The organism is Embleya scabrispora (assembly GCF_002024165.1).
Taxonomy (GTDB): domain Bacteria; phylum Actinomycetota; class Actinomycetes; order Streptomycetales; family Streptomycetaceae; genus Embleya; species Embleya scabrispora_A.
On the sequence record NZ_MWQN01000003.1, the window covers coordinates 787,320 to 812,528 of the forward strand.

The window sequence follows — 25,209 nt, forward strand, 5'->3', positions numbered from 1 at the left end:
TGGGCCGCGGGCGAGCGTCGGTGGCGGCGACGGGCACGGGTCCACGAGCGTGGTCAGCGTCGCGTCGAGTCGCGCAGCCGGAGCTCCCACGGGTGTTCACGGACGGTGCCCGGTTGTTCGGCGCCGGCGAGCAGGTCGGACAGCAGGTCGGCACAGGCGCGGCCGTAGCCGGCCGGGTCCAGGTCCACGGCGGTCACCGGCGGTGTCGCGTTGCGCATGGCGGCGCCGTCCACGCAGGAGGCGACCGGCAGGTCCGTGCCGACGCGGCGCCCCGCGCGCTTGGCCGACCGCAACACGCCGGGGGCCGCGCCGTCGGGCGCGCACACGATCGCGTCGACCTCCGGGTCGCCCGCGAGCAGCGCCGCCGCGGCCTCCTCGGCCTCGGCGGGCGAGCAGACGAACGGCACCAGCCGGACCGGTACGTCCATGTCGCGCGCGCGGGCCCACTCCGCCGCGGTGTCGCGCAGCGCGACCGCCCACGCGGACGTCCCGTCCGGAGCCAGCAGGGCCGGGCGGCGGGCGCCCCGCTCGCGGACGTGGTCCAAAAGCGCGTTCAGCGATCCGGCCGTGTCGCAGACCACGACCCCGTGCGGAGCGGCGGCCGGTCCGGGGTAGCGCTCACCGGTCACGACCGGAACTCCCGCGTCCAGGAGCGCGGGCAGCGCGGCGTCCTCGGCGTCGGGGTCGACGATCACCAGGCCGTCGACCCGGGCGGCCAGGCCGTCGGCCGATCCCCCCGGGGCCAGCAACATCACGTCGAGCCCGGCCTCCTGGGCACGTTCGACCGCGCCGAAGGCCAGCGACATGTAGTAGTCCAGCCGGGTGGCGGTCCGGGGCAGGCGCAGCCCGATGCTCCCGGTGCTCGACCGGCGCAGGCTGCGGGCCGCGCTGTTGGGCCGGTAGCCGAGTTCGCGGGCCACTCGGCGGACCCGCTCCCGGGTCGCCTCAGCCACCCGGCCGGTGCCTTGGAGGGCGTCGGACACGGTGCTCTTGGACAGCCCGGACACGCGGGCGACGTCGAGCAGGGTTGCGGGGCGGCCGGTCACATCGAGGGAGTGTAGCGGGTTTCGCACTGCTTGCCGGAACGTTCCGGCTTCGTTACGCCGCAGCCGACGGCCTGCCCGCGGCCACACCCGGTCGAGCGGGATGCGCCCGCAGGCCGGCCGCTCCGGGTCCGTGACGCGGCCGGAACGCACCAGTTGCCCGATGGCGCCGGTGACGTCCCGGACGTTGACGTTCATCCCGCCCGGCACGCGGCCCCCGGCCGTCCGGAAGGCGCTGGACTTCCCCGTGTCGTTCGTGGACGAAAGCCGTCGCCCGCTCACGATTTCCTCACGGTCGGGGGCGCACGATGGGCCCGTTCCGCGCACCCGTACCCCGCCCGCCGATCCTTCCGGAGTCCCGACCATGCGCCCACCGGCCCGCCGTCGCCGCACCCTCCTCTCGCTCGCCGGAGTGGTGACGGCCACCCTGCTGACGGCGTGCGCGGCGGAGGGCATCGAGATCGCTCCGGTGCCGGCGCCGAATCCGCCACAGCCCGCGTCGATCGCCCCGCCCGCTCCCGGCGTGGTGCGCCCCGAGCCGCACGCCCGGTTCGACTACCAACTCGGCGGCGCGTACGTCCCGCCGCCCGGCGTACGCGTGGTGTCCCGCGACCGTACCGCCCGTCCCGAACCGGGCCGATACAACATCTGCTACGTCAACGCCTTCCAGGTCCAACCCGACGCCCTCGACCGGTGGCAGCGCGAACACCCGGACCTGCTGCTGCGCGACGGCGGCACCATCGTGATGGACACGGAGTGGAACGAGGCCCTGCTCGACATCTCCACCGACGCCAAACGCACCGCCCTCGCCGCGATCGTCGGCGACTGGATCGACGAGTGCGCCCGGTCGGGGTTCCAGGCCGTCGAGCCCGACAACTTCGAGTCCTACACCCGCTCCCACCGACTCCTCACCCCGGCCGACGACATCGCCTTCGCCCGCCTGCTCGCCGTCCGGGCGCACGCCGCCCACCTGGCCATCGCCCAGAAGAACGGCGCCGAACTGCTCGACCGCAGCACCGATATCGGCTTCGACTTCGCGGTGGCCGAGGAGTGCGGCCGGTACGACGAATGCGGCGCGTACGCCTCGGCCTACGCGAACCGCGTCTTCGTCGTCGAATACGCCAAACCCCGCTTCACCGCGACCTGCCGGGTCTGGGGCGAGACGTTGTCGGTGGTCCTGCGCGACCGGAACGTGACGCCGGCGGGCAACCGGGAGTATCGCTACGAAACCTGCTGAGCGTCGGCGGCTTCCCCCACCCGGATCAACCCTCGCCGATCCTTGCACCCGTGCCCGAGCAAGCCGCTACGGTTCCGGTCAAAGCGCACCCATCCAGACCGGAGAGCACGTGAGCAACGACGAACCCCTGGAAGACTGGGCGGCCCGACGCGAGCAGCGACTGCGTCCCGTCGGCGAACGCAAGGCCGTACACCTCACCGGCCCGCCCCGCGCATCCCACGTCGACCGTGAGGCACCGCGCGTCGTCCTGGAGTGGGACGGCTACCAGTGGGTCACCCTGGCCGTCGCCGCGAACTACCTCGAAGCGGCACGACTGTTGTACCCGTCGTCGCGGGAGGAAGTCGGCAAGGACGGTGCGGCGGCCGCCCACCGCACGCAGCCGGGCCCGTATCTGAACGAGGGCACCGGCCGCCACCGCCGGACCACGTAGCACGCTTGCGACAACTCGGCGGCACCACTGGCGAGTTCGGCCGCCGATTCGCCGCCTCCGTCATCGCCCGGGCAGTCGCGACAGGCCCGTGACGGCGGAGACCAGGGAGTACAGGGCGTTGTTGGCGGCGATGAACATGCGGTTGCGCTTGGCGCCGCCGAAGGTGATGTTGGCGACGGGTTCGGGGGTGCGGATGCGGCCGATGAGGGTTCCGTCGGGGGCGTAGCAGTGCACCCCGTCGGCCATCGCCGCCACCCACAGCCGACCCGCGTCGTCGAAGCGGATGTTGTCGAACCGCCCGTCGCCGGCCCGGCATTCGACGAACACCTCGCCCTCCGAGAGGGTCCCGTCGGCGCGGACGTCGAACACGCGCACATGGTTGGCACGGGTGTCGGAGACGTACAGCCGACGCTCGTCGGCGGAGAACACCAGGCCATTGGGCCCGGCGAACCCGTCGGCGACCAGCCGCACATCCGCCGTGACCGGGTCGATCCGGTACACGTTCGGCGCGCCGATCTCGCTCTCGGCGCGGTGACCCTCGTAGTCGGTGGTGATGCCGAAGTCGGGGTCGGAGAAGTAGATCGATCCGTCCGAGTGCACGACGGCGTCGTTGGGGCTGTTCAGCCGCTTGCCCCCGAAACGATCGGCCAACACGGTGACGGAGCCGTCGTGTTCGGTGCGGGTGACCCGGCGATTGCCCTGTTCGCACGTGATCAGTCGACCCTGCGCGTCGAGGGTGTTGCCGTTGGGATGCCCGGCCGGCGAACGGAAGACGCCGACCACCCCGGTGGTCTCGTCCCAGCGCATCATGCGGTCGTTGGGGATGTCGCTCCAGATCAGGAAGCGCCCGGCCGGGAAGTACAGCGGCCCCTCCGACCAACGACCACCGTCGTACAGCGTCTCCAGTCGGTCGTCGCCGTAGATGCACCGTTCGGTGCGGAAACGTTCGTCGATCACGTCGTAGATCGGAGTTCGTGCGTCGGACATCGTCTCGCAACTCCTCATCATCACGGAACACCATCTCGTGCTCCGCAATGATTACAGAATATGATTCCGTTACGTCAACACCGGGCCGAACGCACCGCACCTCCCTCCCGACGCCGCCGGCCTCGCCCGCTAACATCGAGCCCCCGCGATCGGCACCATCCCCACGGAGGACCCATGGACGACGTCGACCGGGACCTGCTCGCACTGCTCCAAACCGACGCGACGCGCACCTACGCCGACCTCGGCCGGGAGATCGGCCTGTCCGCCGGCGCCGCCCACGAGCGGGTCCGCAAGCTGCGGGCCGCCGGCGTCATCCGCCGCACCACCGTCGACGTCGACCCCGCCGCCGTGGACCTCGACGTGCTCGCCTTCGTCACCGTCGACTCGGTGGCCTGGATCGGCGACTCCGGACCGGCCTTCGCCGCGATCACCGAGATCCAGGAGGCGCACATCGTCGCCGGCACGGCCTCCGTTCTCCTCAAGGTCCGCACCACGTCGACCGGCGCCCTCCAGGATGTGCTGCGCCGCATCCACGCCATCGCCGGAGTGAGCAGCACCCAGGCCACGATCGCCCTGGACACCCTCTTCGAACGCCCCGTCCCCACCGGCGGCGGCACACCGGCACGAGACGGGGCCGAGCCCGACCGACGTTGACCCGGTCCGGGCCACACGCCCGTCGGGCCGCACGTCTGCCCCGCCGCGCCCTACGAACCGCCGGACGTCGCCCCGACCGCCTCGCCGGCAGAGCGTGACGTACGCCTGCCGCGCCACCACGCGTCCGGATCCCACCTCGGCCGCCCGCGCGCGAAGCGCAGGCAGCACAGTCCGATCAACGCCGCGCACAGATGCCCGGTCGCGGTGACGTCCCGGTGCGAGAGCAACGGCAGACCCACATACAGGGCCAGGCCCACCGCGTAGGCCCACCGCCAACGGCCGGAAATGCCGTGGAACAGCAGCCCGGCGACCGCCATGTAGCCGTAACTGGGTCCGACATCCACCTGGAGGCGCGCGCTCTCCGCCAGCGTGCCCTCGTGGATCCGGACCAGGACCAGCGCCTGGCTGATGCACGTGGCGCCCACGTGACCGAGCGCGGCGACGGTGAGCATGCGCCGAGTACCCACCCACCGTTCGGCAACGGCGCACAGCGCGGTCAGTATCACCACGAATCTGATCACGTGCCAGCCCTCGGCCCACACCGCGCTGGCCACCATCACCCGCAGCGGCCTGGTGTCGAGATTGTGCAGATTCGTACTCTGCCGACGCAGAAAGGCCACCCGCTCGTCGGCGGTCAGCCGGACATACATGTCGAGCGTCGTGACGTGAATGATCAACAGCCAGAGGTACGTGGCCGGTGCCGACACGACCCAGGCGCGTACCGCGCCGACGGTACGCCGCGCCGACTCCAGGGTGAGCGCGAGCAAATGGTTCCCCCATCGGGAGGCGGACGTCCGTACCGATCCAACCGTGCGGATCCCCGACCGAACCCCCGGCCCCGACGCGCACAAACGCACACGGCCGCACGGCTCGGGGCCGCACGACGCGTACAGATAACAGGGTATGCCGGCGGCCTCCGCGCCCCCGGTCGTCGCACCGACCACCGGGTCGGCGACGACCTCGGCGCCGCCCGGCGGAAAACCGGCGTCGTGGCGAATGCGTGTCGCTATCGTTACTCACCGTTCGCACCCGTTCGGGGTGCGCCACGGAAGGGCCCACGGTGTTCACGAGCGTCCTGATGGTCGAGCAGCCGCTGTCCGCGGCGGACGTCGACTTCGTCACCTCCCTCCACGACGACACGATGTCCTTCGTCGTGTTGCTACAGCCGCGCGGCGGCGATGAACGCCTGCTGCGCGCCATCGATGATGTCGCCCTGGGCGAACTCCGGCAGGCGGCCCACGAATCCGACGAGCCCGAGGGCGAGGAGGCCCGCCGGCCCGCCGCCCTCGCCCTGGAGCACTCGCTCCGCGGCCTGCGGAACGCGGGAAGCGAGGCCGTCGGACAAGTGGTCGAGGGCCATCCGCTGGATCTGCTCCGGTCCGTGGTCGAGCGGACGCAGGCCGACGAGGTGATCGTCCTGACGGCCCCGCACCTGGTCGAGGAGTTCTTCCACCGGGACTGGGCGAGCCGTGCCCGGCACAAGGTGGGTGTCCCGGTGCTGAAGCTGTACGCCCACAGCGACGAGGAGTGACGCGGGTCGCCGCGCGTCACCCGGGTCGGCGCGGGTCGGCGGCCGCCAGGGGTGCGGCCACGCCCTCGGCAGTGGGCTCCGGTGGCGGCGTCACATAGACGGGAGTGGGATCCGCCTCCGGGGTGGCGGGGGTCGCGGGCGTCGGGGTGGGGGCGGGGAGTTGGCCTGCGACGATGGCGGCCAGGGCGAGGGCGAAGCCGGCGAGCTGGATCGGACCCAGCGTCTGGTCGAGGACGACGGCTCCCAGCGTGGCGGCGACCAGCGGGGAGAGCAGGCCGAGGACCGCGACGGAGGTGACGGGCAGCAGTCCGATGCCCTGGAACCACAGGACGTAGGTGATCAGGCCGCCGACCACGCCCAGCCAGAGGTAGCCGGCGGCGGCGTTCGCGTCGATCGCCGGCGGCGCTCCCTCGGCCAGGAAGGTGACCGGTACCAGGAACAGGCCCCCGGCGGTCATCTGCCACCCGGCGAAGGCCAGCGGGCCGACCCCGTCCGGGCGTCCCCAGCGTTTGGTGAGCGTCAGGCCGGACGCCATCATGGCCGCGCTCCCGAGGCCCGCCGCGATGCCGACGGTGTCGAGCGCCGCGTTCGGCCCGATCACCACCAGACCGACGCCGACGGCACCCGTCACGCCCCAGAACAACCGCCGCAAGGACAGGCGTTCGTGCAGCACGCCGACGGCCAGGACGGCGACGATCAGCGGTTGCGCCGCGGACAGCGTGGCGGCGACGCCACCGGGCAGGCGTTCGGCCGCGATGAACAGCAGTGGCAGGAACAGTCCGATGTTCAGGACGCCGAGCGCCGCGGCCTTGGCCCACCAGGCGCCGCGCGGCAGCGTCCGGGTAAGCGCCAGCGCGATCAGGCCGGCGGGCAGCGCGCGCATCAGGCCCGCGAAGAGCGGGTGTCCGGACGGAAGCAGTTCGGTGGTGACGATGTAGGTCGTGCCCCACACCAGGGGTGCCAGGGCGGTCAGGGCGGTGCGCGGCAGGCTCCCGTGGCGGGCGCCGCCCGCGCCGCCGGACGGCCCTCGGCCGGCTCGGCTTGTCATGGCTCGAAGTCTGACCCGGGATCGATCGATGAGTCCAAGACATGTTTGTCACCGCATCGATCTCGATTCAAGATGGATGCATGGAGCTCCAACAGATGCGCTACGTCGTCGCCGTGGCCGAGACCAACAGCTTCACCCGCGCGGCGGAACGCTGCCTGGTCGTGCAGTCGGCCCTCAGCCACCAGATCGCCCGGCTCGAACGCGAACTCGGCGCGCGACTGTTCGCCCGAACCAGTCGGCGTGTGCAACTCACCGCCGCGGGCGAGGCGTTCCTGCCCGCCGCTCGGCAGTGCCTGGACGCGGCCGAACGGGCCGCGGCCGAGGTCGCCGCCGCCGTCGGCGAAGTACGCGGACGCCTCGCCGTCGGCCTGATCCCCACCGTCTCCGCCGCCGACATCCCGGACGCGCTCGGCGACTTCCGCCGGCGCTACCCGCAGGTACGGATCAGCCTGCGGGTCGGTGCCAGCGACGACCTGCTCGATCAGGTCCGGGACGGGACACTCGACGTCGCCTTCCTCGGCCTGCCCACCACCGCCCACCCCCAGGGCGTGGCCGCCCACGAACTCGGCCGGGACCACCTCGTGGCCATGGTCTCCCCCGACCACCCGCTCGCCGGCGCGTCGACCGTCGACCTGCACCGGCTCTCCGCCGAGGTCTTCGTGGACCTCCCGGCCGGGACCGCCGGACGCATCCAGTCCGACCAGGCCTTCGCGGCGGCCGGGCTCACCCGCGACGTCGCCTTCGAGATCACCACCACCGACTTCATCCCCCGCCTGGTCGGCCGCGGCCTGTGCGTGGCGATGTTGCCGGCCGCCTACGCGCCGCGCTTCGCCGGTGTCGTCACACTGGAGATCGTCGACGCGCCGGCGCGGGTCGAGTACGTCGTCTGGAGTCGCTTCGCCCGCACCCCGGCGGCAAGCGCGTTCCTCGGCGTGCTCGGTATCCCCGGCGAGCCGACGACGCGTGAGCCGACGGCCGGAAAACCCGGGCGCACCCCGCCGATCCCGGGCGCAGCGTCCGGGGCGGCCGGTAGCGTATCGGCAGCCACGACCACCCCGGGAGATCGCTCGTGATTCTCGAGATTCGTACGTACCGCCTGAAGCCGGGCACCACCGACGACTTCGTCCGCGTGATGCGGGAGGAGGCGGTGCCGATGCTGGAGAAGGCCGGCATCCGCGTCGTCGCCTGCGGATCCTCGCTCGTCGCCGAGGAGGGCCACGAAGAGGCCTACCTGATCCGCGCGTTCGCCTCACTCGACGAACACCGCGAACAGGAGGATGCCTTCTACGCAAGCGACACCTGGCGCCAAGGCCCCCGCGAGGGCGTCGTATCACGCATCGAGAGCTACCACTCGATCGTCATCGAAACCCCCGAAGAGGCCGCCACGATCCTCCACCGGGCCTGACCCAGACCCCCGTACACCCGAACAGATCCCGGCCCTCGGCGAACCACAACGCCCGCACGGCACTCCGCGACCCACCAAGGCCCGCACACCCCTGCACTCACAACCCGCACCCGCACACCACCTTGCGTATCACCGGGCCCCGCGCACGCCTTCAGAAACCACAACACCCGCCCGGCACTCCGCTTTCACCGAGGCCCGTACGCCCCTGCGCAAACCACCGGGCCCCGGACACCACCTTGCGTATCACCGGGCTTTCGCACGCCCCTACACGAACCACAGCACCCACACGGCACTGCCGCGTTTCGCCGAGGTCCCCGCGGCCCTGGCCGTACCCACCAAGCCCCGCGAGCCACTTCGCGTATCACCGCACCTCGTACGGCGCTTCGCGAACCGCCGTATCCGCAGGGCACTTCGCAACCCACCAAGGCCCGCACGCCCCCGCGCGCACAACCCACCCCCGCACACCATCTTGCGTATCACCGGGGCTCGCGCGCCCCTACACGAACCACAGCGCCCGCACGGCACTGCCGCGTTTCGCCGAGGTCCGCGCGGCTCCGGGCGTACCTACCCCGCCCCGCAAGCCACTTCGCGTATCACCGCGCCTCGTAGGGCGCTTCGCGAACCGCCGCATCCGCACAGCACTTCGCGATTCGCGCTTCGTCGAGCGCCGCACGGCTCTACGCGTACCTCCCGGGCCCGTACGGCACTTCGACTGCCGGCGGGCCGCGCAACCCCTCGGCTGCCACCCGCCGCGCGGTACGGTGATCCTCGTGCATCGCCATCGCGTCATCACCCCGCCGCCCCGCCACTGAGCGGGGCGTCTCTCGGGTCCGGCAGGCCGTTGTCGCCGAGGCCCCATTCGGTGCTGCCCGATGTGCAGTGATCCGTGTCGAATCGCCGACTCCCCGCTCCGACGTTGTCCTCGTCCACGTCGAAGTCGGAGCTTCCCCATGTCCGCACGTCCATCGTCGTTCCTTCCGGCATCCTCCTCGGCCGCCGCCCGCAACCCGCGCGGCGGCACCGGCCTGCTGATCCTCGCCGGCCTGCTCTGGGGCACCGGCGGCCTCGCCGGCTCCCTCCTCGCCTCCCGCGCGGGGCTGAGCCCACTGGCCGTCGCCGCATACCGCCTGCTGCTCGGCGGCATCCTGATCACCGCCTACGCCGCGGCCGGCGGCCGCCTCGGGATCCTTCCGCGCGGACGGGCCGCACTGACCCGGATCACGACCTCCGGCCTGTTGCTCGCGATCTTCCAGGCCGCGTACTTCGGCGCGGTGGCGGCCACTTCCGTCGGTATGGCCACGCTGACCACGATGGTCGGCGTCACCGTCATGGTGACCGTCGGATCCGCGCTGCTCGACCGGAGGCGGCCCTCGCGCCGCGCCCTCGGCACCCTCGTCGCCGCCGCGAGCGGCCTGGTCCTCCTGCTCGGCTCACCCACCGCCGGAGGCCACCGGGTGGCGGGCGCCGCGCTGGCCCTGCTCGCCGCGGCCGGCTTCGCCGTATTGTCCCTGGACCGCCGCGAACAACCGGCCGGGCTGGACCGCATCGCCTCCACCGGCCTGAGCTTCCTCGCCGGAGCGGCCCTGCTCCTGCCCGCCGGACTCGTATCCGGGATGACCTTCCAGGTCCGCCCCGACACCCTCGGCGCCCTGCTCTTCCTCGGCCTGTTCCCGACCGCCGCCGCCTACACCGGCTACTTCGCCGGACTCCACCGTGCCGGCCCCGGCGCCGGCACGATCGCCGTACTTCTGGAACCGCTCACCGCCACCGTCCTCGCCGTGCTGCTCCACGGCGAACACCTCGACGGCCGCCGGATCCTCGGCGGCCTCCTCGTCCTGATCGCCGTCTCCATCCAACAGATGGCCTCCCGCAATACCTCCTGACCCCTGCCGCCCGCCCGGGAGTTGCCGCAGACCGCAACTCCCGGGCATCCAACCCGTCCCACCGGCCCGTCTCGGGCGACGGCGACGAGATCCTGCCGCAAGCCCCGGCGAGCACCGGCAACGGCGTCTTCCGCGTCCCCGCCCAGGACACTCGCACGTTGCCCACCCGGATGACCACCGCCCCGCGCGTGGACCCGCTCGGAGCGCGGTACGGGCCGGCTATGCCCTGCTGTTCGACGGGGTCAGGTTTTTCTCGATGGCCGCGATGTAGCGGGTCACGGAGTGGTCCTTGACGCCGTCGGTCGCCGATCCGAACGGGTCCCCGACCATCGACGTGGCGCGACCGGTCAGGCCGCCGAGACCCGCGACGCCCGCCGACTTCTCGGTCAGGCGCCCGTCGCCGTCGAACCAGCGGAGCCGGTCGACGTGCGTGAACGCCGGCTCCGGCGGCAGTTCCGGAACGATGTCGTGGTGATTGACGAACCGGTGGTACCGATCCTTGAACGCGGTCCGGTGCGCCGCGGCCAGCAGCCGCTCACAGGTGCGCGGCTGGCCGAACGTGTACACGCCGTCCGGGAGGCGCCGCGGGTCCTCGAAGTACAGCCGCGCCCCGGCCAGCATCGCCAGCGCGCCGCCGAGGCTGTGCCCGGTGAACCACACCGTGCGGCCGTCGCCGTCCAACTCCGCCAGCGCGTCACGAAGTTGCGGATACACCGAGGACAACGCCCGGTCGAATCCGTAGTGCACGAAGCCCTTGCCGCCCGGTCCCGGGGAGGGCGGGGTGGTGCCGTCGGTGAGCCAGTCCCGGATCTGCGCCGGCTCGGTACCCCGGAACGCCACCACGATCATCCGGTCGGACACGGCGACATACGCCTGCGTGTCCTCGATCGGAAACGGCATCGCGTGCGTCGACTTCAGGTGCCGCACCTCGTCGAACCCCCACTCCCGGGCCTGTTGTTCGACGACATCCGGTTCCTTGTACGCGAGCGCGGCGGCCTGAGCCATCCAATAGGCCTGCTCGAGGCTGTAACCGGACGCGGAATGATCCAACGGCGCAACCACCACGGCATACTCCCGATCGAAACGACTGTGAACGAAGGTCGTGATCCGCATGCCCCGCCGCCTCGACCGCGACATCGTCCCCACCGGGATTCACCCGTCCGGGCCGGCACTCCGGGGGCCAACGGGAGCAACGTATCGGTCCGTTCGGGCCGGCCGGCGGCCGTGTCGGGTCAGAGGCCGTCGTCGACGCCGTCGAAACCTTCACCATCCGGGTCCGTACCCGCGCTGCGGGAGGGCGTGTTGACGGAGTCAGTAGTTAGGAGCCATACTACTTGTCATGCACCACGACCCACTGCCCGAGGAAACCCCCACGCTCGATCAGGCGGCCCGCCAGATCCGGCGCTACGGGCTCGACGCCGACCCGCAGGCCGTGCTGGTCGCCGTACGATTGCTGGCGGCCGGGGCGCGACTGGGGCAGGCGGTCGAGGCGCACTTCGCCGGATTCGGCCTGTCGGCCGGCCGCTATCGGTTGCTGGCGGCCCTGGAGGACGCCGACGGGGAGATGACCCCCTCGGGCCTCGCCGATGTACTCGGGGTCACCCGGGCAACGGTGACCGGACTGCTCGCCGGCCTGGAGCGGGAGGCACTGGTGCTGCGCCGACCGTCCGCCGAGGACGGCCGCTCCGCCGTGGTCGTGCTGACCGCACGGGGGGCGCGGAAGATGCGCGAGTTGGCTCCGACGCACTTCGGCCGACTCCAGGAGATGGTGAGCGCGCTCGACCCCGGGGAGCGCACCGTCTTCCTGGACCTGCTCGGTCGTGTGGTCCGGGGGATCCCCGCGCTGACGGCCGAGTAGCACCCGGATTTCCCCCAGCACTTCTCGCGCCCCGCCCCGCCCCGTCGTGTAGGTATGCCGTCCCAGGTTGTCGTCACGTGTGTGCGATGACCGGAGGCGGCCTTTTCTTCGGCCATATAGTTAGGGAGCTAATTATATGGCGACCCCGAAACGGAGCTCGATATCCCATGAGGCAGGAACGTTCCATCGGACGTGGCGCCGGCCCACCCCCCTTCACGCTGTGGCGGGAGGTATTGGTCGCCTACCTCGCCCCCGCCCTGATGGCCGGAGCGGGCGGCGTGGCCACCGGACAGCAGGAGTTGACCATCGCCGCCTGCACGTCGATCGCCGGAACCTCGGCGATCGTGGCCGCACTCGTCGGCTCCTGGCTGCAACGGCGCGGGCCGCGCCGGAGCCGGCTGACCTCGATCCCCCGGGTGGTCCCGACCGCCGTCCTGGCGCTCGCGGTCACCGCCCTCGCGGCGTGCGTCGGCTGGTTCGTCGGGGGCCAGGTGCCGGAGCGGATCATCCCGCACCACGGGAACTGGCCGGACCGGCTGCGCCTGGACCTGCCCCTGTCGGCGGCCCTGGCCACCACCATCGTCACCTGGCGCTGGCTCGGCGCCCAACGGCACCATTCACCCACGACACAGGGAGCACGGACATGATCGTCGTCATGGGCGCGACCGGAACCACCGGAAGCGCGGTTCTCCACCGCCTGGTCGCCCTCGGCGTCCCGAGCCGCGCGCTGAGCCGGGACCCGGACGCGCTGCGCAACCGCCTCCACGGGCCGGCCCGCGCGCTGGTGGAGGTACGGGGGGCGGACGCGACGGACCCGGATTCGCTGCGCAAGGCGTTCGACGGCGCAAGCCAACTGTTCCTCGCCATGGCCAACAGTCCGGCGCAGGTGGCCCACGAAACGTGCGCGATCTCCGTCGCGGCCGCCGCCGGCTTCCGACACGTCGTCAAACTCTCGGCTCCGGAGGCCGCGTCGGACTCGCCGGTCGCCGTCTCGCGCGGCCACCACATCATCGAGCGGGCGCTGCGCGACACGGGCCTGCCGCACACCGTGCTCCGGCCGTACGCGTTCATGCAGAAACTGCTGACCCTCGCCCCGTCGATCGCCGCCGAAGGCGTGTTCCCGGGCAGCATGGGCAACGCCCCCTGCAACTACGTCGACTGCCGCGACATCGGCGACGTGGCCGCCGAGATCCTGACCCGTCCGGATCTCGGCGGCCACACCTACACCCTCACCGGCGACCGCACCTACACCAACCCCGAACTGGCGGACCTGCTCAGTCGCACCCTGGGCCGCCCCATCCGCTACATCGACCTGCCGACCGAGGCCATGCACACCACCCTGACCACCGCCGCCGGCCTCCCCGTCTGGCTCGCCGACCACATCGTCGAGATCCAACAACTGGCCATCACCCACCCGGAGTCGCCGACCCGAACGGTCGAAACCCTCCTGAACCGCCGGCCACGCACACTGGAGTCCTTCCTCACGGAGAACGCCCACCACTTCCAATAGCCACGCGCGCACGCGCACTTCGGGGCGGTCGAGTCGTCACACCAGTGCCGCGCCGCCGTCTATCCCGAGCGTGACGCCGGTGACGTAGGCGTTGGTCATGACGAACAGGTAGGCCGCCGCGGCTTCCTCGGCGGTGCCGACGCGCCGCGTGAGCAGCTCGGTCCCGGCATGCCGGAGGAAAGCCTCGGGGTCGGGAACACTGGCGTCCCACAGTTCGGTACGGATCACACCGGGCTGGATCACGTTGACGCGCAGAGGGGCGAGTTCGACGGCGAGGGCCCGGGACAGGGCCTCGACGCCGCCGGTGATACCCGCCGCGAGCACGGTTCCGGCCTGGGGGCGGATCGCGAGGACGCCGGAGCTGAAGGTGATCGAGCCGCCGTCGCGCAGTCGCGGTGCGGCGTACTTGGCGGAGAGGAACGCGCCCCAGAACCGGCGCTCGAAGACGGCCCGGGCCTCCTGCGGGGTGGTGTCGACCAAAGGCTTGATCAGCAGGGATTCGCCCGCGGTGTAGACGAGGTGGTCGAACTCCCCGACCTGCTCGAAGAACGCGGCGATGGCGTTGCCGTCGGCGACGTCCAGGCGGCGGCCTTCGGCCGGCGCGCCCAACCGCTTCGTCGCGGCATCCACGCGGTCCTGGTTGCTCGAGGCGACCACGACGTCCGCGCCGGCCGCCGCGGCCTGTCGGGCCACCGCGAACCCGATGCCGGAGGTTCCACCGATGATCACGATCTTCTTGCCGGCCAAAGACATGGGATCCACCCTTCGTCGATGCGGCGCCGGGGTTCGGCAACCGCCATGACCAAAACCTACGCCTGCACAGCGAGACGGTGAATGACCAAAGATCTCGATTCTTTGTCTCGTCGTCTCGTTATGCAGGCACTAAAGTGGCGCCATGGACATCCTGAGCGACACCCTCGAAGTCCTGCGCTCGGGACGCCCGATGGTGACTCGCACCGACGCGCACGCCCCGTGGGCCCTGAAGTTCCAGCCCATCTCGGGAGCCGGGTTCCACGTGGTCGTGGAAGGGCACTGCCACCTGCTGCCACCGCGCGGCCGACCGCTCGCGCTCGGACCCGGCGACATCGTGTTCCTCCAGCGCGGCAGCGGACACACCCTGTGCGACGTGCCGGACCGCGATCCGGTGGACTTCGTTCCGGACCGCGTGGACCGTTCCTCGCCGATCGGCCAGGTCACCGTGGACGGACCCGGGCCGCACACGGTGCTGGTGTGCGGCGCGTACGCGATCGACGTCGATCGCCCGCATCCGCTGTTCGGCGATCTACCCGAGGTCATCCACCTCCCCGCGGTGCCCGGCCGCCACCCGGTGCTGCGCTCGGCGGTGGATCAGCTGTGCGCCGAGTTCCACACGCCGCAGCCGGGCTCGGACGCGGTCGTCACGGCGCTCATCGATCTGCTGCTGCTGTACATCCTCCGGTCGTGGTACGCCGATCTACCGAAGGAGCGGACCCGGGGTTGGGCGGCCGCGCTGACCGACCCCGCGGTCGCCCCGGCCCTGAAGGCGATCCACGACGATCCCGGCCGTCCCTGGACGGTGGAGTCCCTGGGCACCCGCGCCGGGCTGTCCCGCGCGGCGTTCGCGCGGCGCTTCACCTCGGTGGTCGGCGAGCCGCCGTTGACCTACCTGACCAACTGGCGGATGGCCACCGCGGCGCGGTTGTTGCAGCAGTCGTCGACCCCGCTGAGCACCATCGCCCAACATACGGGGTACACCTCGGAGTTCGCCTTCGCCAAGGCCTTCAAGCGACACTTCGGATCACCGCCGGGGGCGTACCGCAAACAGACCGGAGCGGCAGGCGACGGAGCAGGCGAACCCAACCGGCCGTATCGCGGAGGAGTGCGTCCGGGTGGCCGGGCACCGGCCCATTAGGGTGGACCGCACGAGAGCTGGGTGACGCGATGGGCCCGGAGGTGCCATGTCCCCGCAGATGAAGTTGGTCGCGATAACGCTCGATTGCCCCGATCCACTGGCGTTGGCGGCCTTCTACCAGGAGGCGACGGGCTTCGCGCCGCACCCGAAATCGGACGCCGACTTCGCGGGTCTCAACCGTGAGGACGGGCTCTTCATCGGTTTTCAACGGGTCGACGACTACCGGGCTCCGCACTGGCCCGGGCAGACGGTTCCCCAGCAGTTGCACATGTGCTTCGACGTCGCCGACCTGGACGAGGCCGAGGCCCGACTGTTGGAGCTGGGCGCCGGCAAGCCGGACCACCAGCCCGACGATCCGGCCAAGACCCGGGTGCTCACCGACCCGGCCGGGCACCCCTTCTGCATCTGCCGAGGGTGACCGGGGCGTTCGGGTCCGGCGGCTCGGCGGACATGGACGCGCCTGCGCGGAGGTATCGCTATGTCGGGCCCGCCGAGCTGACGGCCCTCGTCCGTTCGGACAACGCGGGGCGATCGATCGGCTCGGCCGCGGACGTCGACGCGTGGATCTCGGCACGCGGGCCGCGGGAGGCGTCCGAGCCGTTCACGTTCGTCGTCGATGTCGCGGGTGTGCTTCGCCTGGCTCCACGCCGGAGCGAGCACGTGGTGTGCGCGGGTGGGGGCGAGGTGCTGAGCGCCGGGGAGATCACCTTCCGTGCGGACGCGGGACGGTGGGCCGCCGACGAGATCAGCAACCAGTCCACCGGCTACTGCCCCGACCCCGGCTCGTGGCCGGCCGTCGCCGACGCGCTGACCCGGGCCGGGATCGCGCACCCGGGCGGCTTCACCCACGAGATGGTCTTCCGCCGCTGCCCCTCCTGTCGGCAGCTCAACATCGTGCGCGATCGGCACTACGCCTGCGCGGTCTGCGACGAGGCGCTTCCCCACACGTGGAACGTCGATGAGGGCCGACTGCCCCGACCACGCGAGGACTTCCGCGACTTCCGCCCGAGACCGGGCCCCGGCCCGCACGTCACGTAGCCCGCCCGGTCGGTCCGTCGGCGATGTCCGGTCGGAAGCCCGCCGTGTGTTCGCCACGCCCTCGACGCGGCACCGGGGCGGATGTGGAAACATCCCATCGTCGGAGCCCAACTCCCGCCCGGTAAGGAACCACGCCATGACGACCTCGCGCGCCTTCCCTCTGGAACCCACCCCGATCCACGTGGCCGACGAGGTCCTCGACGATCTGCGCGCCCGACTCGCGCTGACCCGCGCGCCGCTGGACGAGGGGAACGAGGACTGGTCATACGGCGTTCCGGACGGCTACCTGCGCGAGTTGGTGGCCCACTGGCGGAACGGCTACGACTGGCGCAAGGCCGAGGCCGCCATCAACGCCCACGAGCACTACCGGGTGAACGTCGCCGGTGTCCCGGTGCACTTCATGCGCAAAGCCGGCCGCGGCCCCCACCCGATCCCGTTGATCCTCACCCACGGCTGGCCGTGGACGTTCTGGCACTGGTCGAAGGTGATCGACCCGCTCGCCGACCCCGCCGCGTTCGGCGGCGACCCCGCCGACGCGTTCGATGTCATCGTGCCGTCGCTGCCCGGCTTCGGTTTCCCCGGCCCGCTCACCGGCTTTCCCGACGTCAACTTCTGGAAGGTCTCCGACCTCTGGCACACCCTGATGACCGAGACCCTGGGATACGAGAAGTACGCCGCCGGGGGCTGCGACATCGGCGGGCTCGTCTCCAGTCAACTCGGCCACAAGTACGCCGACCGGCTGTACGGCATCCACATCGGCTCGGGGCTGCCGCTCGACTTCTTCACCGGCCCCCGGGCCTGGGACTTCGCCCGGAACCGGCCCCTCACCGACGACCAGCCCACCGAAGTCCGCGCCCGCATCGTGGAGATGGACCACCGCTGGGCCACCCACCTCGCCGTGCACATGCTCGACGGCGCCACGCTGGCCCACGGGCTGAGCGACTCGCCCGCCGGACTGCTCGCCTGGCTGCTGGAGCGCTGGAGGGCCTGGAGCGACAACGGCGGCGACGTCGAGTCGGTCTTCACCAGGGACGACCTGCTCACCCACGCCACGATCTACTGGGTGAACAACTCCATCGCCACGTCGATGCGTTACTACGCCAACGCCAACCGCCACCCGTGGACCCCCGCCCACGACCACACCCCGGTCGTACAGGCCGCGGTCGGCGTCACCCTGGTCACCTACGAGAACCCGCCCGGCATCCACACCGCCGACGAGCGGGTCCGCGCGTTCGAAACCGGCCCGCAGGCCGCGTGGTTCAACCACGTCAACGTCAACGCCCACGACCACGGCGGCCACTTCATCCCCTGGGAGAACCCCGACGCCTGGGTGGACGACCTGCGCCGCACCTTCCGCGGCCGCAGGCCCTGAAGCGGCGGGACCCCGACCGGACCGCGACCTCGACGGTGCCCTCAGCCTCGCCCGGGGGTTCGGGACCCCTCCGGTGACGGCGCGGCGGGGTGGGCCAGGGTTCCCGCGAAGACCGCTGCCTGGACGCGGCGTTCGAAGCCGAGTTTGTGGAGCATCGTGGAAACGTAGTTCTTGACGGTCTTCTCCGCGAGATGCATACGCTCGGCGATCTGTCGGTTCGTCAGGCCCTCGGCGACGAGGTCGAAGGTGCGCCGTTCCTGGTCGGAGAGGGTGGCGACGAGCGAATCCTCGCGGTTCCCGGTCCGCACACGTTCCAGGACCTTCGCGGTACTGGCCGGATCCAGCAGCGAACGGCCGGCGGCGATCTCCCGGACGGCGCGCACCAGATCGTTGCCCCGGATCTGCTTGAGGACGTAGCCCGCGGCGCCGGCCATGATCGCGGAGAACAGCGCTTCCTCGTCGTCGTACGAGGTCAGGATCAACGCGTTGATCTCCGGGAACGACGAACGCACCGCGCGGCACACGTCGATCCCGCTGCCGTCCGGCAACCGCCCGTCCAGGATGGCGACATGCGGGCGCAGCGCCGGTATCCGGCGGGTCGCCTCCGCCGCCGACGCCGACTCGCCCACCACCTCGATGTCGCCCTCGGCGCCGAGCAGATCGGCCAGGCCGCGTCGGACGATCTCGTGGTCGTCCAGCAGGAACACCCGGATCGTGCCGAGCGGTTGCCCGGTGATCGGCTTCGGCGCGGAAGTTCGCGTGGCACCGCTGTCGCGGGACCGACGGGCCCCGGCGACGACTTCGGTGGTGGACCCGGCTTCCATGGTGTGCTCCCCGGCGGTGACGAACGGGCGCCACCCGGTCGGGTCGGCGTCGGGCTCATTCTGCGCGGGGCGAACCGCGCCCGACAGGGCCGGAGGTCCCGAACCCACCAGGGCCGAGAGACCTTCATCGGTGGCCGCGAGCGTCGGCGCGCATCCGGCGACAGCGGTCATCCGGGCCGAACGGCCCTGGGGACCGGGCAATCCGGCCCTGCCCGCCCGTCCGCTTCGACGCCATGCTCGACGGGTCCGGCCGAGGACGCCGATCCCGCTGCCGTCGGCCACTTTTCACCGGCGGTCAAGGGGGTACGCATGGGTGCACGGGAAGAGCGACGACATCGTGCCCCGGCGGACGCCTGCCAGGAAAACTCCCGCACACACGCCGGGTTTTCGGCCATCCGGCCGCCGACGGCCCGGTCCGGGCGTACTCGTCGGCCGACGCAACGAGCAGCGAAGTTCCCCGTCCCGCCGCGCACCACCTCGCACGTGGTCCGACAGCCCTATCCCACCCGAACCCCGGGAGCAGTCCATGAACCACAACCCCTCGTCCGCCCCCACCCCCGAGCGCAACGGCGCGCCCCTGCGCGGCCACGTGGTCGTCGGCGTCGACGGCTCCGGGCTCGCGGATCTCGCCGTCGAACAGGCCGCCGACGAAGCGGCCTTCCGAGGCGTGCCGCTGGAGGTGCTGCACGTCGTGGACCGGGCGCCGGACCGCGAGGAGGACCAACAGGCCGCGGAACTGCGGGAGGAAGCGGAATCCCTGGTCCGAACCGCCGCCGAGCGGGCCCGGCTGCGCCGTCCGGACCTGGCGATCGTCACCACGGTCGCACTCGCCCGCATCGTGCCGACCCTGGAGCAGACCACCGACCGAGCCGCGCTCGTCGTTCTCGGCAGTCGCGGACTGGGCGGCTTCGCGGGTCTGTTGCTGGGTTCGGTGTCGCTGTCCGTCGCCGCCGCCGCGCGCTGCCCGATCCTGGTGGTCCGCGCGCCGCACGCGAACGTCCCACTGGACGCGCCCGGCACGGTCGTCGTGGGGGTGTCCGGCCTCGACTGCGCCCCCGCCGTGGAGGCCGCGTTCGTCGCGGCCCAGGCGCGCGGCGTGGCACTGCGCGCGGTGCACGCGTGGGCACCCCCGGTGTCGCCCGCCGCGCCCTACGCGGCCCCGCTGTGGATCGGCGACGACGGCCGCAAGAACGCCGAGGCCACCCTCGCGGCGGCCCTCGAACCCTTCATGAACCGCTATCGCCAGGTACCGCTGACCGAGCAGATCGTCTGCGACATCCCCACCCACGCGCTGCTCGCCGCCGGCGACGAGGCCGAGTTGGTCGTCCTGGCCGCCCACCGCCGCCACGGCCGCTTCGGACCCAACCTCGGCCGCGTCACCCACGCGCTGCTGCACCACTCCAAGGCACCGGTACTGCTGGTCCCGATCGCCTGACCGGCTCCCATCACGCCCGGACACGCCGCGTCGAGGTACAGGTGGAGGCCGACGCGGCGCGGGTGTGGGCGCGGGTACGCGGCAACGGCGCCGACCCGCCGCCCACCCCGGCCCGCGACAGCGGCCCGGCAACAGTCGCGAACGCGCCGAACCCCTCGACGGCACCCACACCTTCGGCCCGGCACCGGGCGGCGGCGCGGCCCTGGAGCGGCGCGTCCCCCTGCCCTGACGGCCCCACGGAGCCGTCAGGGCCGCGGCGCGGCGCGTGGTGCGGCGAACTCAGGGCCGTTCGGCCCTGTGCCACACCCGCCCCCGGTTCGACAGTGGAGCCATGAGCAAGCCCCCATCCACGAACCACCCCCTCGACCGTCGAGAAACCCTCCGCCTGATGGCAAGCGAACCGATGGGACGCGTCATCGTCAGCGAGGGCGCCCTCCCGGCCGTCCACGTGGTGCCGTTCGCCCTCGACCGGGAATGCGTGGTGTTCCGCACCCCGCCCGACTCGCCCCTCGCCAAGGCCGCCCTCGACACGGTGGTCGCATTCCAAACCGACCGCATCGACCCGACCGCGCACACGGGCTGGACCGGCACCATCACCGGCCACGCCTCCCGAATCGACGACCCCACCACCCTCACCCGCCTGAACCACCTGCTCCCCACCCCCACGACCCCCACCAGGCATGGTTCCGAATCACCTCCGAACTCGTCACCGGCCACACCCTCCACCCCCACCGCCCCCCACCCCTCTCGCCCACCCCGAAGCCGCCCATAGAAGGCTGCCACCGTGACCACCATCGACAGCCCTCGACAAACCGTCCGATCCCCGCGCCTACACCCCGGCGACCGAGTGCGCGTCGTCTCCCCCGCCAGTCCACCCACCCGCGACGGCGTCGCGCACGGCGTCGAGTTGCTGACGTCATGGGGGCTGCGAGTCGAAGTGGGCGAACACGCCTTCGACCGATGGGGGTACATGGCCGGCAGGGACCAGGACCGTGCCGCCGACCTGAATGCGGCCTTCCGCGATCCCGGAGTCCGCGCCGTGCTCGCGAGCCGGGGCGGAAAGGGCGCCTACCGCATCGTCGACGACCTCGACTTCGACGCGCTGCGTCGTAACCCGAAGCCCCTCGTCGGCTTCAGCGACATCACCCACCTCCACCTGGCCCTGTGGGCCCACTGCGGACTCGCCTCCCTGCACGGTCCGTTCCCGGACGGAAGCCGAGAACGGTGCGGCCCCGCCTCGGCCACCGCCCTTCGCCACGCACTGACCACCACCGCCCCGGTAACCCTGCACCGGGACCCCACCGAGCCCACCGCCTCGATCACCTTCGGCGGCACAGCGGTCGGCGTCCTGGTCGGCGGCAACCTCGACGCGATCCGCACCGAGACCGGAGCCGGGCTGCCCGCCCTCGACGGAACCATCCTCTTCCTCGAACACCAACGAGGCACGGGACTGGGGGAGGTCGATCGTGCACTCACCCAACTCGCCCGCAGCGGCGCCCTGAACGGTCTGCGCGGGGTGGTGCTCGGGCAATTCCTCGGCTTCGAGCGGGACACCGGCGACCCGACCCTGGGCGGATGGGGCATCCTGGACGTCCTGCGCGACCGGCTGGGCCGGCTGGGCGTCCCCGTCCTCGGCGGTGTGCCCGCCGGCCACGGCCCCCACCCGCCGACGATCCCGCTCGGTACCGAGGCGGCCCTCGACACCGCCGCCGGAACCCTCACGATCCGGGCGGCCGTGACCTGAGCGGCAACCGTTCGCGTCGTCCGAGCGCGGCGACCGCCTCGAGTGCCGTGAGCGCAAAACGCCTGCGCCGGCGGGGGTTCGGGATTCCTTGGGGCGGCGCGCCTACACTCCCCGCATGGCAGGACACGCGACTACGACGGCACTGTCCGATGTGCGCTTCGTGGGGCTTCGCTTCCGGCTGGTGACCCGGGGTGTGCAGCGCCCGGCGCCGGTGGAGGTGGCCGCCCTCGCGCACCACGGGATCGGGGACCTCGTCTCCTGGCGGGCGCACGCGGTGATCGAACCGCCCGAGCCCGGGAGCCCTCCCCCCGCACCGATCACGGCTCCCGTACCGCCGGCCGAGCCAGGGTCCTTGGCCGAGGCGCTGGCCGCGATCGACCGGCGGATCTCGGGCGACCACCCGCACGCGCTGATCGCGGTCCCGCCGTTCGCCGAGACGACGATCATCCGCGAACAACGCGCGTACTGCCCGGCGCTGGCGTCCTGCGTCGTGCTGGACCTGATGACCCTGGCCGCCGCCGTCCGGCCCACCGCCACGCCGCAGTCCCTGGACGGCCGCCTGCGCGCGATCGGCCTCCAGCCCCCGCAGGACCGCGCGGCCACCTGGGACGCGTATGCCGTGACCCACCTCTTCCACACCCTCGTCGGCGAAGGCATCGCCGGCCGCCGCTGGTCCAGCCTGGAAGACCTCGCCCGCACCGCGGGCAGGTACCCGCCCCCGATCGAACCCGAGTTCCTCCCCCCGAGCGACGTACAGGAGTCCCTGTTCGACTGAGCCGAACTCCCGGGCGGACGGGCGCCGTTACTCCGGTTCGAGTACATCCTCGGTACGAACGCGCCCGGGCAGCACCGGAACCAGGGCCAGTGCCAGGACGAGGACGAGGACGAGGACGAGGACGATCAGCATCGCGCCCGCCCCGATCGTCCGCGCCCATCGCCGGGCCCACGACGGCCGATGACCGACCTTCCCATGCGGACCGCCGATCGGACCGGGTGAATCAGTCGGGTCGCAGGTCGCCGGCGGCGTAGCGCTTGGAGATCTTGGCGCCCGTGTCGGTGCGGAGGAGGAAGTACCAGGTGCGGTCGCGGTAGTGCCAGAGTTTGTACCGGATCGCACCGCTGTGTGGTGTGCGGTTGCGCTCGTCGACGACGACGCGGACGCGGTCGCCCTCGTGATAGGCGGGCTCGGGGATGTCCACGATTGCGGACTCCAGCACCAATGCCCGTGCCTGGTCGGTGAGTTGGTCGGCTTCGAGCGCGGCCCGCAGGGCCGAGGCGGCGGCCGAGAGGTCATGGCGGGTGCCGAACGGGGCCAGCTCGTGCAGATCGAACCGCCGGTCCGGCTCGGCGCGCAAGCGGGCGACCGCGTGGTGGTACATCGGGACCTCGCTCCAACCGCCGTGCGGCAGTTCGCGGTGCACCTCACCCGACGCACCCATCGCGGACAGGATGTCCTCGGACACCAGCGGGTGCCGGACGTAGGCCTCCACGACGGCCAGGCGCAACTCGATGTCGACAACGGCCCGGCACAGCGCGACCAGGTCGCCCGGCCTGGCGATCAGATTGACGAAGGTCTGGTCGACGAACCGCCCGGCGTCGCGGTGCCGTTCACCGCACCCGAAGACGAGCCGTGCGGCGTCGGCGAACACCGTGGCGAAGACGTCCTCGTGTGCCCACAACCGGGTGGCGTGCAGCCGATCCGCGAGCAATCGGTAGCGCTGGTACACGGATATCGACATCAACTCGTGGACCGGGATGTGGTCGCCGCTGTGCATCCGCCCGCTTCCGTCGTCCCTCGCGCCCGCCCCCGTGCCGTATTGCCGGATCGGCGCCGACAGTCTAGCCGGCGCCGATCCGTGGGCGGTCCTCACCGGGTCCGCCGGCCACGCCCCCGCTCCATACCCGTGCGGGACCACGCGCCCCGAAGCGGTGACCGGGTGGGTGCCGGGCCGACGACGATCACGCCGGCCGACTCCCCGATCGTGTGGGTACAGCGCTCGCTCGCGCCCAGGCATCGCGGGCACGACATGGCGCGTCGACGTCGCCCGTCGCCACCGCCGCCCTCGCCCTCGTCGCCCGGCGTGCTCTTCGCCGCCCCGGTCGTCGTACGCATGTTCGCTCCCATTCGGTGAGGCCGATCGCCCACACCAGAAAAGCCGTACCCGCCGCATCACGCATACGCACGACCGGACCACCCCGGCCCCGCAGGGCACACGACCCGGGGAAATCTCCACTCCGACCCACGCACCCGTGCGGGTGAACGGCCCGGCCGGGCATCGGGTGCGCTCGGCCTCGGGCGGCGGGCAAAAGCGTTTGTCCGGTGTCGCGGTGGGGACTACCGTGCCCGTGTGCATCTCTTCTCACACTCGTGGACGGCATTGCGCGCGGCGGTTGCCGGGCTTTCGGACGAGGACTTCGCACGGCCGTCGGGGTGTACCGGCTGGCTGGTGCAGGACCTGGTGTGCCATTTGGTCATCGACGCGCAGGACGTTCTGATCACACTCGTGACGCCCGCCGACTCGGAGCCGACGCGCGATGCGGTGACGTATTGGGAGGTCGCCGAGACGCCGCCGACCGGTGACGATCCGCTCGACGCGTTGACGGTTCGGCTGGCCGCCGCGTATCAGGATCCCGGGCTGCTCAAGTTCCACCTCGACGACGTCGGCTCGGCCGCCGGGCGTGCGGCCGAACTGGCCGATCCGAAGCTGCGGGTCGGTACACGGGACCAGGTGCTCACGGTGGGCGACTACCTGTCCGTGTACGTCCTGGAGTGGACCCTGCACCACCTCGACCTGATCGCACACCTCCCGGACGCGGCGGACCCGCCCGCCGAGGGGCTGGCCCGGACTCGCGAGTTGCTGGAGCGGATCGCCGGGGCCTCCTTCCCGAAGTCGTGGTCGGACCGGGACGCGCTGCTGGTCGGTACCGGGCGGCGTGCGGCGACGGATGGGGAGCGGGCCGAACTGGGTGATCTCGCGGCGCGGCTGCCGCTCTTCCTCGGCTGACGATTCGAGGCGGGGCTCGCGGGGTGCGCCGCGTGCGCTGTCGGGGTCCGTCGATGGCAAGAAGCGTGCCCGTCCCTGATTCCGCCGCCGCGACTCGGTCCCGGTGCGGCGTGGCGACTACTTCCGGGGGAGCATGGGCTTCACCGTGCCATGCCGCCCACGGAGCACGCGAGGAGCCTTCTCCCGTCGGATGCGGGCGCCGGGAGGCGCGGGCGAGAGTTGTTCTCGTCAGAGCGGCCGCGTGGGGTGGAGGCGTCCGCCCTACCCGGTGCGCCGCGTCCGGGCCGGGTTGTGTACCGGCGCTTTCGACCACC

Annotated in this window: 28 protein-coding genes; 19 read left to right on the plus strand and 9 right to left on the minus strand. The window is 71.8% G+C overall.

What is annotated here, in order from left to right; all coding sequences use genetic code 11:
* Positions 1 to 53: 53 nt before the first annotated feature.
* Entirely contained in the window at positions 54 to 1,046 is a 993-nt protein-coding gene (locus B4N89_RS39030) for a LacI family DNA-binding transcriptional regulator (RefSeq protein ID WP_078981603.1), read from the minus strand.
* A 361-nt stretch (positions 1,047 to 1,407) separates the two neighbouring features.
* On the opposite strand from B4N89_RS39030, the gene B4N89_RS39035 reads away from it, so the two are divergent.
* On the plus strand, positions 1,408 to 2,280 hold the full coding sequence (locus B4N89_RS39035; protein ID WP_078981279.1) for an endo alpha-1,4 polygalactosaminidase: 873 nt from the start codon (positions 1,408 to 1,410) through the stop codon (positions 2,278 to 2,280).
* Between the two features lie 109 nt (positions 2,281 to 2,389).
* Positions 2,390 to 2,710 carry a DUF6087 family protein gene (locus tag B4N89_RS39040; protein ID WP_078981280.1) on the plus strand — a complete coding sequence of 107 codons (321 nt, stop codon included), beginning with the start codon at positions 2,390 to 2,392 and terminating at the stop codon, positions 2,708 to 2,710.
* 60 nt (positions 2,711 to 2,770) lie between these two features.
* Here the strand turns inward: B4N89_RS39040 and B4N89_RS39045 are convergent, their stop codons facing one another.
* Positions 2,771 to 3,697, minus strand: coding sequence for an SMP-30/gluconolactonase/LRE family protein (locus B4N89_RS39045; protein ID WP_078981281.1), 927 nt, complete (start codon positions 3,695 to 3,697; stop codon positions 2,771 to 2,773).
* 174 nt (positions 3,698 to 3,871) lie between these two features.
* Between B4N89_RS39045 and B4N89_RS39050 the strand changes: the two genes are divergently transcribed.
* Entirely contained in the window at positions 3,872 to 4,351 is a 480-nt protein-coding gene (locus B4N89_RS39050) for an Lrp/AsnC family transcriptional regulator (protein WP_078981282.1), read from the plus strand.
* Between the two features lie 50 nt (positions 4,352 to 4,401).
* Here the strand turns inward: B4N89_RS39050 and B4N89_RS39055 are convergent, their stop codons facing one another.
* Positions 4,402 to 5,118 (minus strand): rhomboid-like protein, encoded by a 717-nt coding sequence (locus B4N89_RS39055; protein WP_078981283.1) that lies wholly within the window; start codon positions 5,116 to 5,118, stop codon positions 4,402 to 4,404.
* A gap of 293 nt (positions 5,119 to 5,411) precedes the next feature.
* Here B4N89_RS39055 and B4N89_RS39060 point away from each other — a divergent pair, with 293 nt between their 5' ends.
* Positions 5,412 to 5,882 carry an indole-3-glycerol phosphate synthase gene (locus B4N89_RS39060; RefSeq protein WP_078981284.1) on the plus strand — a complete coding sequence of 157 codons (471 nt, stop codon included), beginning with the start codon at positions 5,412 to 5,414 and terminating at the stop codon, positions 5,880 to 5,882.
* A gap of 16 nt (positions 5,883 to 5,898) precedes the next feature.
* On the opposite strand, the gene B4N89_RS39065 is transcribed toward B4N89_RS39060, so the two are convergent.
* The gene (locus B4N89_RS39065) at positions 5,899 to 6,930 is read right to left on the minus strand and encodes an EamA family transporter (RefSeq protein WP_078981285.1); all 1,032 of its coding nucleotides are present in this window, start codon (positions 6,928 to 6,930) and stop codon (positions 5,899 to 5,901) included.
* 80 nt (positions 6,931 to 7,010) lie between these two features.
* Here B4N89_RS39065 and B4N89_RS39070 point away from each other — a divergent pair, with 80 nt between their 5' ends.
* Together B4N89_RS39070 and B4N89_RS39075 are read left to right on the plus strand one after the other, a co-directional pair.
* Positions 7,011 to 8,003, plus strand: coding sequence for a LysR family transcriptional regulator (locus tag B4N89_RS39070; protein WP_078981286.1), 993 nt, complete (start codon positions 7,011 to 7,013; stop codon positions 8,001 to 8,003).
* Entirely contained in the window at positions 8,000 to 8,335 is a 336-nt protein-coding gene (locus B4N89_RS39075; protein WP_078981287.1) for an NIPSNAP family protein, read from the plus strand. The genes B4N89_RS39070 and B4N89_RS39075 overlap by 4 nt, the downstream gene beginning before the upstream one ends.
* A gap of 789 nt (positions 8,336 to 9,124) precedes the next feature.
* Here B4N89_RS39075 and B4N89_RS50280 read toward each other — a convergent pair.
* Entirely contained in the window at positions 9,125 to 9,301 is a 177-nt protein-coding gene (locus tag B4N89_RS50280; protein WP_161500966.1) for a hypothetical protein, read from the minus strand.
* On the opposite strand from B4N89_RS50280, the gene B4N89_RS39080 reads away from it, so the two are divergent.
* On the plus strand, positions 9,286 to 10,218 hold the full coding sequence (locus B4N89_RS39080) for a DMT family transporter (protein WP_078981288.1): 933 nt from the start codon (positions 9,286 to 9,288) through the stop codon (positions 10,216 to 10,218). The two genes, B4N89_RS50280 and B4N89_RS39080, sit on opposite strands and share 16 nt — an antisense overlap.
* A gap of 219 nt (positions 10,219 to 10,437) precedes the next feature.
* Here B4N89_RS39080 and B4N89_RS39085 read toward each other — a convergent pair whose 3' ends face one another.
* Positions 10,438 to 11,331, minus strand: a complete 894-nt coding sequence (locus B4N89_RS39085) for a lipase family protein (RefSeq protein ID WP_078981289.1) — start codon at positions 11,329 to 11,331, stop codon at positions 10,438 to 10,440.
* Positions 11,332 to 11,557: 226 nt separating this feature from the next.
* Here B4N89_RS39085 and B4N89_RS39090 point away from each other — a divergent pair, with 226 nt between their 5' ends.
* From B4N89_RS39090 to B4N89_RS39100, 3 genes are all read left to right on the plus strand, one after another.
* Positions 11,558 to 12,076 carry a MarR family winged helix-turn-helix transcriptional regulator gene (locus tag B4N89_RS39090; RefSeq protein ID WP_078981290.1) on the plus strand — a complete coding sequence of 173 codons (519 nt, stop codon included), beginning with the start codon at positions 11,558 to 11,560 and terminating at the stop codon, positions 12,074 to 12,076.
* A gap of 167 nt (positions 12,077 to 12,243) precedes the next feature.
* A complete protein-coding gene (locus B4N89_RS39095) occupies positions 12,244 to 12,723 on the plus strand; it encodes a hypothetical protein (protein ID WP_078981291.1) in 480 nt (159 codons plus the stop codon).
* Positions 12,720 to 13,586: an NmrA family NAD(P)-binding protein gene (locus B4N89_RS39100; protein WP_078981292.1), complete on the plus strand. Its 867-nt coding sequence runs from the start codon at positions 12,720 to 12,722 to the stop codon at positions 13,584 to 13,586. Before B4N89_RS39095 ends, B4N89_RS39100 begins: the two co-directional genes overlap by 4 nt.
* 36 nt (positions 13,587 to 13,622) lie before the next feature.
* Here the strand turns inward: B4N89_RS39100 and B4N89_RS39105 are convergent, their stop codons facing one another.
* Entirely contained in the window at positions 13,623 to 14,339 is a 717-nt protein-coding gene (locus B4N89_RS39105; protein WP_078981293.1) for an SDR family oxidoreductase, read from the minus strand.
* A 142-nt stretch (positions 14,340 to 14,481) separates the two neighbouring features.
* On the opposite strand from B4N89_RS39105, the gene B4N89_RS39110 reads away from it, so the two are divergent.
* From B4N89_RS39110 to B4N89_RS39125, 4 genes are all read left to right on the plus strand, one after another.
* Entirely contained in the window at positions 14,482 to 15,477 is a 996-nt protein-coding gene (locus tag B4N89_RS39110) for an AraC family transcriptional regulator (RefSeq protein ID WP_101897489.1), read from the plus strand.
* Between the two features lie 46 nt (positions 15,478 to 15,523).
* On the plus strand, positions 15,524 to 15,895 hold the full coding sequence (locus B4N89_RS39115) for a VOC family protein (protein ID WP_078981294.1): 372 nt from the start codon (positions 15,524 to 15,526) through the stop codon (positions 15,893 to 15,895).
* Positions 15,892 to 16,515, plus strand: a complete 624-nt coding sequence (locus tag B4N89_RS39120; protein ID WP_414646458.1) for a hypothetical protein — start codon at positions 15,892 to 15,894, stop codon at positions 16,513 to 16,515. Before B4N89_RS39115 ends, B4N89_RS39120 begins: the two co-directional genes overlap by 4 nt.
* Positions 16,516 to 16,651: 136 nt before the next feature.
* Positions 16,652 to 17,887 (plus strand): epoxide hydrolase family protein, encoded by a 1,236-nt coding sequence (locus B4N89_RS39125; protein WP_078981295.1) that lies wholly within the window; start codon positions 16,652 to 16,654, stop codon positions 17,885 to 17,887.
* Between the two features lie 41 nt (positions 17,888 to 17,928).
* Here the strand turns inward: B4N89_RS39125 and B4N89_RS39130 are convergent, their stop codons facing one another.
* Positions 17,929 to 18,711 (minus strand): response regulator, encoded by a 783-nt coding sequence (locus tag B4N89_RS39130; RefSeq protein ID WP_078981604.1) that lies wholly within the window; start codon positions 18,709 to 18,711, stop codon positions 17,929 to 17,931.
* A 526-nt stretch (positions 18,712 to 19,237) separates the two neighbouring features.
* Here B4N89_RS39130 and B4N89_RS39135 point away from each other — a divergent pair.
* The 4 genes from B4N89_RS39135 (at position 19,238) to B4N89_RS39150 (ending at position 22,665) form a co-directional block, all read left to right on the plus strand.
* Entirely contained in the window at positions 19,238 to 20,146 is a 909-nt protein-coding gene (locus B4N89_RS39135) for a universal stress protein (protein ID WP_078981296.1), read from the plus strand.
* 388 nt (positions 20,147 to 20,534) lie between these two features.
* On the plus strand, positions 20,535 to 20,918 hold the full coding sequence (locus tag B4N89_RS52830) for a pyridoxamine 5'-phosphate oxidase family protein (protein WP_268812578.1): 384 nt from the start codon (positions 20,535 to 20,537) through the stop codon (positions 20,916 to 20,918).
* A 12-nt stretch (positions 20,919 to 20,930) separates the two neighbouring features.
* The gene (locus B4N89_RS39145) at positions 20,931 to 21,890 is read left to right on the plus strand and encodes a S66 peptidase family protein (RefSeq protein ID WP_235619218.1); all 960 of its coding nucleotides are present in this window, start codon (positions 20,931 to 20,933) and stop codon (positions 21,888 to 21,890) included.
* A gap of 115 nt (positions 21,891 to 22,005) precedes the next feature.
* Positions 22,006 to 22,665: a hypothetical protein gene (locus B4N89_RS39150; protein ID WP_143658239.1), complete on the plus strand. Its 660-nt coding sequence runs from the start codon at positions 22,006 to 22,008 to the stop codon at positions 22,663 to 22,665.
* A gap of 223 nt (positions 22,666 to 22,888) precedes the next feature.
* Here the strand turns inward: B4N89_RS39150 and B4N89_RS39155 are convergent, their stop codons facing one another.
* Positions 22,889 to 23,665 carry a hypothetical protein gene (locus B4N89_RS39155; protein WP_078981298.1) on the minus strand — a complete coding sequence of 259 codons (777 nt, stop codon included), beginning with the start codon at positions 23,663 to 23,665 and terminating at the stop codon, positions 22,889 to 22,891.
* A gap of 573 nt (positions 23,666 to 24,238) precedes the next feature.
* Between B4N89_RS39155 and B4N89_RS39160 the strand changes: the two genes are divergently transcribed.
* Positions 24,239 to 24,895, plus strand: coding sequence for a maleylpyruvate isomerase N-terminal domain-containing protein (locus B4N89_RS39160; protein WP_078981299.1), 657 nt, complete (start codon positions 24,239 to 24,241; stop codon positions 24,893 to 24,895).
* Positions 24,896 to 25,209: the final 314 nt, after the last annotated feature.